Source organism: Streptomyces sp. NPDC050388 (assembly GCF_040655635.1).
Classification (GTDB): domain Bacteria; phylum Actinomycetota; class Actinomycetes; order Streptomycetales; family Streptomycetaceae; genus Streptomyces.
On sequence record NZ_JBFAKH010000147.1, the window covers coordinates 1 to 9,887 of the forward strand.

Annotated in this window: 10 protein-coding genes and 1 pseudogene; all 11 read right to left on the reverse strand. The window is 72.1% G+C overall.

Annotated elements, in window-relative coordinates:
* On the reverse strand, positions 1–166 hold a 166-nt coding region (locus AB0I73_RS38600; RefSeq protein ID WP_363045082.1), incomplete at its 3' end, for a flavodoxin-dependent (E)-4-hydroxy-3-methylbut-2-enyl-diphosphate synthase.
* Between the two features lie 4 nt (positions 167–170).
* Positions 171–1,193: an adenosyl-hopene transferase HpnH gene (hpnH, locus tag AB0I73_RS38605; RefSeq protein WP_363045074.1), complete on the reverse strand. Its 1,023-nt coding sequence runs from the start codon at positions 1,191–1,193 to the stop codon at positions 171–173.
* A gap of 5 nt (positions 1,194–1,198) precedes the next feature.
* Positions 1,199–1,840, reverse strand: coding sequence for a 1-hydroxy-2-methyl-2-butenyl 4-diphosphate reductase (locus tag AB0I73_RS38610; protein WP_363045075.1), 642 nt, complete (start codon positions 1,838–1,840; stop codon positions 1,199–1,201).
* On the reverse strand, positions 1,840–3,939 hold the full coding sequence (gene shc, locus AB0I73_RS38615; protein ID WP_363045076.1) for a squalene--hopene cyclase: 2,100 nt from the start codon (positions 3,937–3,939) through the stop codon (positions 1,840–1,842). Before shc ends, AB0I73_RS38610 begins: the two co-directional genes overlap by 1 nt.
* A gap of 119 nt (positions 3,940–4,058) precedes the next feature.
* Positions 4,059–5,123 (reverse strand): polyprenyl synthetase family protein, encoded by a 1,065-nt coding sequence (locus AB0I73_RS38620; RefSeq protein WP_363045083.1) that lies wholly within the window; start codon positions 5,121–5,123, stop codon positions 4,059–4,061.
* 71 nt (positions 5,124–5,194) lie between these two features.
* On the reverse strand, positions 5,195–6,664 hold the full coding sequence (gene hpnE / locus AB0I73_RS38625; protein WP_363045077.1) for a hydroxysqualene dehydroxylase HpnE: 1,470 nt from the start codon (positions 6,662–6,664) through the stop codon (positions 5,195–5,197).
* Positions 6,661–6,801: a DUF6380 family protein gene (locus tag AB0I73_RS38630; protein ID WP_363045078.1), complete on the reverse strand. Its 141-nt coding sequence runs from the start codon at positions 6,799–6,801 to the stop codon at positions 6,661–6,663. Before AB0I73_RS38630 ends, hpnE begins: the two co-directional genes overlap by 4 nt.
* A complete protein-coding gene (gene hpnD / locus AB0I73_RS38635; protein WP_363045079.1) occupies positions 6,801–7,751 on the reverse strand; it encodes a presqualene diphosphate synthase HpnD in 951 nt (316 codons plus the stop codon). Before hpnD ends, AB0I73_RS38630 begins: the two co-directional genes overlap by 1 nt.
* Positions 7,748–8,650, reverse strand: a complete 903-nt coding sequence (gene hpnC, locus AB0I73_RS38640) for a squalene synthase HpnC (RefSeq protein ID WP_363045080.1) — start codon at positions 8,648–8,650, stop codon at positions 7,748–7,750. Before hpnC ends, hpnD begins: the two co-directional genes overlap by 4 nt.
* Before the next feature lie 344 nt (positions 8,651–8,994).
* A complete protein-coding gene (locus tag AB0I73_RS38645; RefSeq protein WP_363045081.1) occupies positions 8,995–9,783 on the reverse strand; it encodes an ABC transporter ATP-binding protein in 789 nt (262 codons plus the stop codon).
* Positions 9,776–9,887: pseudogene (locus tag AB0I73_RS38650) on the reverse strand (ABC transporter permease); the annotation flags it as partial. The pseudogene AB0I73_RS38650 and the gene AB0I73_RS38645, both read right to left, overlap by 8 nt.

Below are 9,887 nucleotides of genomic sequence, written 5' to 3' on the forward strand. Positions count from 1 at the left end.
GCAGCGTCGCGCCGATGTCGGAGGTGCGCGTGGTGGTCATCGACTGCACCGACACCGGCGCGTCCCCGCCCACCGCCACCGACCCCACCTGGATCCGCCGCGACGCACGCCGCTCGGCGAGCGACGACGCGGGCGCCCCGGGCATCCCGAGCGATACGGCGGTCATCGCCTCACTCCCTGTTTCCCGAGACCGTGTCGCGCATGGCGCGCAGGGACTCCTTGAGCGACCCCATGGTGGCGAGGACGGCGGTGGGCTCGTATCCGCAGTGCGCCATGCAGTTGGCGCAGCGCGGGTCCTTGCCCCGGCCGTACTTGTCCCAGTCGGTCTCCTCGATCAGCTCCCGGTACGTCGGCACATAGCCGTCGCTCATCAGATAGCAGGGGCGCTGCCATCCGAAGAGCGAGTAGTTCGGGATCGCCCACGCGGTGCACGGGAAGTCGATCCTGCCCTCGAGGAAGTCCAGGAACAGCGGGGAGTGGTTCAGTCGCCAGCGGCGCCGGTTGCCGCCGGCGAAGGCCTTCCTGAACAGCTCCCGGGTCTGCTCCACACCCAGGAAGTGCTCCTGGTCGGGGGCCTTCTCGTAGGCGTAGGCGGGCGAGATCATCATCTCGTCGACCTTGAGGTCGTCGTTGAGGTAGTTGAGCACCTCGACGACGGTCTGCGGGGTGTCGGTGTTGAAGAAGGTCGAGTTGGTGGTGACCCGGAAGCCGCGCCGCTTGGCCTCCTTGATGGCGGCCACGGCCTCGTCGAACACGCCCTCCTTCGCGACGGACTCGTCGTGCCGCTCGCGCAGCCCGTCGATGTGCACGGCGAACGCGAAGTAGGGCGACGGCGTGAACTTGTCCATCTTCTTGCGCAGCAGCATGGCGTTGGTGCACAGGAACACGTACTTCCTCCTGGCCACCAACTGGCGTGTGATCTCGTCGATCTGAGGGTGCATCAGTGGCTCACCGCCGGCGATCGACACCATCGGCGCACCGGACTCCAGCACCGCGCCCACGGCCTGGGCGACCGGCATGCGCTGCTTGAGCACCCCGGCCGGGTGCTGGATCTTCCCGCAGCCCTCGCACGCGAGATTGCAGGCGAAGAGCGGTTCCAGCTCGACGATGAGCGGAAACTTCTCGCGCCTGCGGAGCTTCTGTTCGGCCAAGTACGTAGCGACCTTGATGGACTGCCGCAGTGGCATGGCCATCTGGCTCACCTCCTGGGGAGCAGCAAGGAACGGTGCCATTCGAGATACGCGGGAAGAACGGAACGAAGAACGCGGAAAGCCGATATTCCACCGCGCACCGTGCCGATCCGGACCAGTTCATGTTCAGGAGCGTCCACGACCACCCGGACGGCCGCAACAGGGCGCGCACCCACCCGGACGGCGCTCAGGAGCGTGGCCGCGGACTCCATGTCCACGGCGATCGCGCCGGTGGCGAGCAGATCGGACCGTTCGTGCCCGCGGACGACGTGCTCGGAACCGGTGAGCGGACCGGTGTGGACGGTGCGCCCCGGGGCGACCCGGACCAGTTCCTTCACCAGCAGTTCGGTGCCGTCGCAGGGGACGCTGCCGCGCGGGTCCCGGGTCTCCCCGGCGACCACCAGGTCGCCGGGGTGCATCCCGGGAGCCAGCCCCGCGCAGAAGCCGGTGGCCAGCACGGCCGCGTCGCGCAGCACCCGTTCGGCGAGCATCCGGGTGATCGAGCGCTCGGCCGCCTCCGGCCCCATGCCCGTCCGCAGGACGGCGACCGGCCCGGCGGCCCCTGCCCGCACCCGCCTGTGCAGGGCGAGCTGCTCGATGCCGAGCGCGCAGGCGATCAGCAGCGGGGCCGGGGCCGGCCGGACACTCATCAGCTGCCCTTCGCCTCGGCGAGCCGCTGCTCCGGTCCGGGACCCGACGCTCCGGCGTCCGACACGCCGACGCCCGAAGCATCCGGTGCGCCCGCGCTCGCCGTGCCCGCGGCGGGCTTCCCGGCGAACGGTTCCCCGTTCACGTACCGGCCGAGCGCGGTGAGCGGGAAGACCTGCCGGTAGAGGTGGTAGTTGATGGAGAAGTCCCAGGGGAAACCGGTGCCGGTGAAGTAGGGCTCGTCCCAGGAGCCGTCCTCCCGCTGGGTGGCGGCCAGCCACGCGATGCCGCGCTCGACGGCCCCGGACTCCTTCTCGCCGGCCGCCAGCAGGGCCATCAGCGCCCACCCCGTCTGCGACGCGGTCGAGGCGCCCCGGCCACTCCACTCACGGGCGTGCCGGTAGGAGCGCAGGTCCTCGCCCCAGCCGCCGTCGTCGTTCTGGACCGACTCCAGCCAGGCGACGGCCCGCCGGATCGCCGGGTGCGAGCCGGGGAGCCCGGCGGCGACCAGCGCGGGCACCACGGACCCGGTGCCGTAGAGGTAGTTGACGCCCCAGCGGCCGAACCACGAGCCGTCCGGCTCCTGTTCGGCGAGCAGCCACCGGATGCCGCGCCGGGTGCGCGGGTCGTGGGCGAGTCCCTCGACGGCGAGCATCTCCACGACGTGGGCGGTGACATCGGCCGACGGCGGGTCGATGACCTCGCCGAAGTCGCAGAACGGCAGCCGGTTGGGGAACGGGCTGGTGTTGTCGACGTCGAACGCGCCCCAGGCACCGTTGCGGGACTGCATGCCGAGGTTCCAGCGCACCCCGCGGCCGATGGCGTTGTCGACCCGCTCCGGGTCGTGGTGCTTGACCCGGCGGAGTGCGAGGACCACCTCGGCGGTGTCGTCGATGTCGGGGTAGTTGTCGTTGTGGAACTCGAACGCCCAGCCACCGGGCGGCAGTCCGGGCCTGCGGACGGACCAGTCACCGGGTCTGACGACCTGTTCGCCGAGCATCCAGTCGGCGGCCCTGACCAGTTGCGGGTGGTCGGCGGGCAGACCGGCGTCGGCCAGGGCGATGGTGGCGAGACAGGTGTCCCACACCGGGGACTGGCAGGCCTCGATCATCCGGGCGCCGTCCTCGCGCCACACGGCGAACCGGTCCAGGGACTGGAGTCCCGCGCGCATCACCGGGTGGTTCAGGTCGTAGCCGAGCAGGTGCAGGGCGATGACCGAGTACACGGCGGGCGGCTGGATGCCGCCCCAGCAGCCGTCGTTCTCCTGCCGTTCGATGATCCAGCGGGCCGCGGTGTGCATCGCCGCCCTGCGCAGCCCGCGCGGGACGGCCCTGCGCAACGCGTGCAGGCCCTTGTCCAGCCGCTGGAAGGCGCCGTCCCAACTGGTCGCCGGAGCGAGCGGTACGGGAGGGTTGGGGCGGGCCGGGTCGGTGTGCAGCTCGTCCAGCGGGAACGGGGCGGGCCGTACCGGCCGCTCGGCGGAGACGATCGTCAGCGGGACGATGGTCTGCCGTGCCCAGCAGCCGAAGTCGTAGATGTTGAGCGGCACCCAGGACGGGAACCAGATCAGCTCGGGCGGGAGTTCCGGCAGGTCCTCCCACTTCCACCAGCCGAACAGGGCCAGCCAGATCCGGGTGAAGACCCGGGAGGCGGCGACCCCGCCGTGCGCGCGGACCCAGGCGGAGGCCCGCGCCATGTGCGGGGCGTCCGGCGGGTCACCGGCCAGCCGGAGGGCGACGTACGCCTCGATGGTGGCGGAGAGCTCGCCGGGGCCTTCGTGGAAGGTGGCCCAGGTGCCGTCCTCGCGCTGCTCGCCCCGGATGAACAGGGCGGCGGCACGGGTGGTCTTCTCGTCGAGAATGCCGAGGAACTGACGCAACAGCAGGTCCTCGGCGTCCATCGTGACGTTGGTCTCGAGGTCTCCCTTCCACCAGCCCTGGTCGTCCTGGCGGGACAGCAGGAACTCGGTGGCGCGCCGCATGGCGCCGGCGGCGATGTCGGGTGCCCCGGCCGCCACGGGGATGTCGGTGTCGTTTTCGCTGGCCGCGGTCACTCGGGACGGCAGGACCGCCCCGGTGCTTCCGTCGGTCGTCGCTGTCATGGCTTCCCCTTCGTGCAGTCCTGCAAGGTGTGCGTCTGCTGTGGGTCCGCCGTCGGCCGGTGCCGTACTCCTCGTCACACCGGCCGGCGACTACGCGAGGGCTATTCGACCGATGGTGATCATCTCTTTCGTACGACGACGAAGTCCGCGAGCGCCGTGAACTGGTCCCGTACTCGGTCGGGCATGTCGACGGCGTCGAGGGCTTCGATGGCGGTGGTGTGCTGACGACGTGCTTCCTCGGCGGTCCACTCCCGTCCGCCGGCCTGCTCGATGAGAGCCGCGCGGGCCGCGAACTCCTCCTCGGAGAAGTTCGCGAAGTCGCTGCTCTCGGCGTCGGTGGCGAGGATGTGGGCGAGCTGTTCGGAGGCGGAGCCGCCCGCGGCGAGCGCCGCCACGACCGGGAGGGACTTCTTGCGCTGCCGCAGGTCGCTCCAGGTCTGCTTGCCGGTGGCAGCCGGGTCGCCCCAGATGCCGAGCAGGTCGTCGACGGCCTGGAACGCCAGGCCGAGGTGGTGGCCGTAGGTCTCCAGGGTGTCGGCGGTGTGCTGGTCGGCACCGCCGAGGACGGCTCCGACGGAACTGGCGCAGGCCAGCAGGGCGCCGGTCTTGTTGCCCTCCATCTCCAGGCACTCCTCGACGCCGACCCGTTCGCGGTGCTCGTAGGAGATGTCCTGCGCCTGGCCGTCGATGAGGGAGCGGCTGGCGGTGGTCAGCCGGCGGGCGGCCCGGGCGGCCTCGGCGGTGCCGAGTTCCAGCAGCACGTCGTAGGCGAGGGCGAACAGGGCGTCGCCGACCAGGATGGCCTGGGCGGGGCCGTGCACCTTCCAGACGGTGTCGCGGTGCCTGCGCTGTTCGTCGCCGTCCATCAGGTCGTCGTGCAGCAGGGAGAAGTTGTGCACGAGTTCGACGGCGACCGCGCCGGGGATGCCGACCTCGGGGGCGGCACCGGTGACCTCGGCGGACAGCACGGCGAGCGCGGGGCGCACGGCCTTGCCGCCGTCGCCGTCGGCGGGCCGGCCGTCGGCGTCGAGCCAGCCGAAGTGGTAGGCGGCGACGGTGTCCATGGGAGGCGCCAGGCGGTCGATGGCCGCCCGCAGTACCGGCATGGCCAGTGTCCGGCCGCGCTCCAGGAGCGCGGGCGCGTCCGCCGCGGTCCTTCCAGCGGCCTTCGAGGCCGGGGGCACAGTGGGCACAGTCTCTCCTCTTGTTGCGGTACCGGGGGTGCGCGGGCCTGCCGCGGCGGGTGCGTCGGCGGTCACCGGAGTCCACCTCGCACGGCGGCGCCCGGAACGCCGCGGTCGGCCGCCTCCTCCTCTGCGAAGAGGTGGCGGGGGCGGGGCCGGCCCAGGGCGCCCAGCGCGGCGTCCGCCGCGTCGACGCCGCTGCGGACCGCACCCTCCATGGTCGCGGGCCACCCGGTGGCGGTCCACGCTCCGGCCAGGTACAGGCCGGGGGCCTTGGTGCGGGCGCCGGGCCTGAGCCGTCCGACGCCGGGTGCGGGAACGAACGTGGCGGTGCGCTCCCGGGTGACGAAGAAGTCCCGTACGCCGGCTCCGCGGGTGCGCGGCAGCAGCCGTTCCAGTTCGGGCAGATAGCGTGCGCGCAGCGCGGCCACCGGCTCGTCGATCTCGTTCTGCGCGACCGACTGCGACACGGCCAGGTACTGCCCCTGCCGCAGGCCGGACGCCTCGGTGCGGTCGAAGACCCACTGCACGGGGCTGCCGAGGGCCGCGAAGAAGGGCCGGGCGAGCACCTTGCGGTCGTAGACGACGTGGACGTTGAGGATCGGCGCGGTGCCGATGCGGAGCAGCCGCTCCGGCTCGTCGAGCGCTCCCGCGGGCAGCAGGTCGTGCGCCTCGCGCTGCGGTACGGCGAGGACGACCGCGTCCGCCTCGAGTGTCTCGCCGGGAAACCGGACGCTCCACCCCGCGTCGCCGTGCGGGGAGACGGAGGTGACGCGGGTACGGACCTCGGTACGGACGCCCGCGGAGTCGAGCGCCTTGCGGGCCAGCCGGTCGTGCAGGTCGCCCAGCGGGACATGGGCCCAGCCGATGTCGGCGGCGCCCGGGTCGGACAGCAGTCCGGTCTTGAACACCATCGCGGCGAGCGCCAGGGAGGAGTCGCCCGCGACCGCGTTGAGGGTGGCGACCCCGACCAGGTCCCACAGTGCCTCGACGGCGCGCGCCGACTGGCCGTGCGCGGCCAGCCAGCTGCCGAAGTCCTGGTCGTCGAGGGCCGGATCGGCGAGGTCGAGCCCCTTGAGCGCGAGTGCGGCCCGGACCGCCCCGGCCCGCTCGGCGAGCGAGAGGTGCGGGTACGTGGCGAGGCCGCGCCCCAGGTGCAGGGGTACGGGCAGCGCGTCGCGGCGCAGTCGGCCGAGCCGTCGGCCCTCGGGTCGGTCGGCGTCGAGAACGGGGACGTCGAGACGATTCTGCAGCGGTGCCAGGGCCGCTCCGCCGATCCGGTCGAGGAACCAGCGGTAGGCGGTGCAGCAGCGCAGGTACACGTGCTGGCCGTTGTCGACGGTCAGGTCGCCGCGCCGGAAGGAGAAGGCGAGCCCGCCGAGCCGCGGTCGGCCCTCGAGCAGGCTGACGCGCACTCCGGCGTCGGCGAGCGCGAGCGCGGCGGTGACTCCGGCGAGCCCGCCGCCGATCACGACGGCATGCCGTCCCGCCGGTGCCCGATCGCCGGCGAGTGAGCCTTCGGGCCTGTTGACACGGGTCATGGTGCGCCCTTTCCTGCCCGGCTGCCGTACGGCCCGGACGGTGTGCGGACGGCCGTCTCAGTACGGGACGCGGCGTCGCGGCGGAGGGTTGCCCGCCGCTTCCCGGCGGGGGCGCCGACCGGGAGCGGTGTGTCCATCAGGCACGCCTCCTGACGGTCCGCCGGGTCGCGTTCCGGGTGTCCAGGCCGGAGAGGCCGCGCACCGCGACGTAGGCCTTCTCCCGTCCGGGCAGGGAGACCCGGCCGCGCAGCACGGCCTCGGGCTCGCGCTCGATGCGGTCGAGGAGGCGGCGGTAGATGCCGGCCATGGCGGCGACACAGGCACCGCTGCGCCGGTCGAGCATGGGCAGCAGCCGGTAGCCCTCGGCGAACAGGGCGCGGGCTCTGCGTACTTCGAAGTGGACGAGGCCCGCGAAGTCGGAACCCTGCGGCGGGGTCGGCCCGCTGAACCCGGCCGCGCAGCCGAACTTGGCGAGGTCGTCGGCGGGCAGGTACGTGCGACCGCCCTCGGCGTCCTCCCTGACGTCCCGGAGGATGTTGGTGAGCTGGAGCGCGAGCCCCAGCGTGTCGGCGTACTCGGCGGCGCGCTCGACGCCCCGCGCTCCGGGTTCCGTACCGAAGACGCCGAGGGAGACGCGCCCGATGGCACCCGCGACGCAGCGGCAGTAGACCTTCAGGTCGTCCCAGGTCTCGTAGGTCTCGCCGCGCACGTCCATCTGGACGCCGTCGAGGAGCTCGTCCAGGCCGCCGAGCGGAATCGGGAACCGCTGTGCGGCGTGCGCGAGGGCGACGGCGACCGGGTCGGTGTCGTCCTCGTCGACCGCGCCGTTCCGGATCCGGGTGAGCAGCGCCCTGGTGTCCTCGAGCCTGGCCACCTTGACGTCGTCCGCCAGCGGGCCGTCGCCGATGTCGTCGATGCGCCGGGACAGCGCGTACAGCGCGGACATCGCGCGCCGCTTGGGCGTCGGCAGCAGCCGGATACCGTAGGCGAAGTTGCGGGCCTGCTGTCCGGTGACGGCCTCGCAGTACCGGTATGCGGCGAGTACCGGTGCTGACGCGTGTGCTTCCGATTCCACGGTCCGGATCACCCCTCTCCTCGCAGCGTCATGCCCACCTCGCGCAGCAGCCGGACCTTGCCGGGCTTGGGCGGGCCGGTGAGTACGTCGTATTCGGCGGCGGCGATGGCGCCGAGGGCCGCCCTTCCCCCTGCCACGAATCCCGCGAGCAGCAGTTTCAGCTTGCCGTGGACGCCGGCCACGAGGGGCTCGCCCTCCTCCAGGAGGTCCCGGGCGCGTTGCGCCTGGAATGCGATCAGCGCGCGCACCGACGCGCCGGCGTGCGGCGCGGCGAGGTCCGCCTCCCGGACGTGGAAGCGCTTCATGTCCGCGGCGGGCAGGTAGACGCGGTCGCGGCCGAGGTCCTCGGCGACGTCCTGGAGGTGCTCGACGATCTGGAGAGCGGTGCAGACGGCGTCGGAACGGCGGATCCGCTCGGGGCTCGCGGTGCCGGTCACGGCGAGGACGAGGCGGCCGACCGGGTTGGCCGACAGCGCGCAGTAGGCGAGCAGGTCGTCGTAGGTCTCGTAGCGGCTGACGATCTGGTCCTGGCGGTTGGCGGCGATCAGGCCCAGGAAGGGTTCCGGGGTCAGGGCGTGGCGGCGGACCGTCGGCTGGAGCCCGCGCAGCAGCGGATGGCGCGGGACGTCGTCGAACACTCGGTGCAGATCCGCCTCGACCGCGTCCAGCAGCGCCGTCCGGTCATCGGCCCGTTCGGGGGCTACGCCGAGCAGCCGGGCGTCGGCTCCGCCGGGGGCCAGGTCGCCGTCGCCGATGTCGTCGACCAGCCGGGCGTAGCCGTAGACCGCCATCAGGTCGTCACGCCAGGCCCTGGGCAGGAAGAAGGGCGCCACCGGGAAGTTCTCGGCGGCGGCCTTGTCGAGGGTGGCGCGCTCGGGGTCGACGCCGCGCGGCGTGCCGGTTCGCGTCATCGAGGGCTGCCCTGGGCGGGGACGACACATGCTGCGTTCAGCAGGGGAGCCTCCGTAGCCATTGCCGTCACATCTCCCGTTCTACACTGCCGACCCAATTCACACTATTTCGGACACGCCGCCCACGCTTCCGGTGGAGGGGACCGCCGGGCGGCGTCGCGCGTTATGGCCCTGATTGCCGTCTTTAGGCACCGCTACAGCTTACGTTGTACAACGCGATACCGACCGCCGGGGTGTCCCGTGCATCACCACAACGCACCGATTGGCTTCAAGTTTCCTACACAGGGCGGGAGTTGACGCTTCCTTGGCAGACGCCGGAGCCTGGCGGACCCCGGCGTGCCAGGCTACTTCCCGGCGAACTTCTCGTACTCCTTGAGCACCTCGTCCGTCGGCCCGTCCAGGCGCAGCTCGCCCCGCTCCAGCCACAGGACGCGGTCGCAGGTGTCCCGGATCGACTTGTTGTTGTGGCTGACCAGGAAGACGGTGCCGGCCTCCTTGCGCAGCTCGCGGATGCGCGCCTCGGAACGCTTCTGGAACTTGCGGTCGCCCGTGGCCAGCGCCTCGTCGATCATCAGGACGTCGTGGTCCTTGGCGGCGGCGATGGAGAAGCGCAGCCGGGCGGCCATGCCGGAGGAGTAGGTGCGCATCGGCAGGGTGATGAAGTCGCCCTTCTCGTTGATCCCGGAGAAGTCGACGATCTCCTGGTAGCGCTCCCGGATCTGCTCGCGGGACATGCCCATGGCGAGCCCGCCCAGTATGACGTTCCGTTCACCCGTCAGGTCGTTCATCAGGGCCGCGTTGACGCCGAGCAGAGAGGGCTGGCCGCCGGTGTAGACCTTGCCCTTCTCGGCGGGCAGCAGACCGGCGATGGCCCGCAGCAGGGTCGACTTGCCCGAGCCGTTGGAGCCGATCAGGCCGATGGCCTCGCCCCGGTAGGCGACGAAGGAGACCCCGCGCACGGCGTGCACCGTGCGCGCGCCCCGTGCCGCGTCGTCCTTGCCCCGCCGGATCATGCGGCTCAGCGCCGCCGTGGCGCTGCCTTTGCCGCCCCTGGCCCCGTTGACGCGGTAGACGATGTGCAGGTCGTCCGCGATGACGGTGGGCGTGCGCGGGTCCGTGTTCGCGTCAGCCACGGCCGTACCTCTCCTCGGCCTTCCAGAAGTAGACGAAACCGATCACCCCGGCCAGCAGCGCCCAGCCCGCCGCGACCGCCCACACGTGCGGCGGCAGGTACGAG

Bases quoted from the DNA above. Each gene is read 5' to 3' on its own strand.
- hpnC (WP_363045080.1), bottom strand. From the start codon at position 8,650: ATGACGCGAACCGGCACGCCGCGCGGCGTCGACCCCGAGCGCGCCACC.
- AB0I73_RS38630 (WP_363045078.1), bottom strand. From the start codon at position 6,801: ATGGACACACCGCTCCCGGTCGGCGCCCCCGCCGGGAAGCGGCGGGCA.
- hpnE (WP_363045077.1), bottom strand. From the start codon at position 6,664: ATGACCCGTGTCAACAGGCCCGAAGGCTCACTCGCCGGCGATCGGGCA.
- shc (WP_363045076.1), bottom strand. From the start codon at position 3,939: ATGACAGCGACGACCGACGGAAGCACCGGGGCGGTCCTGCCGTCCCGA.
- hpnH (WP_363045074.1), bottom strand. From the start codon at position 1,193: ATGGCCATGCCACTGCGGCAGTCCATCAAGGTCGCTACGTACTTGGCC.
- AB0I73_RS38610 (WP_363045075.1), bottom strand. From the start codon at position 1,840: ATGAGTGTCCGGCCGGCCCCGGCCCCGCTGCTGATCGCCTGCGCGCTC.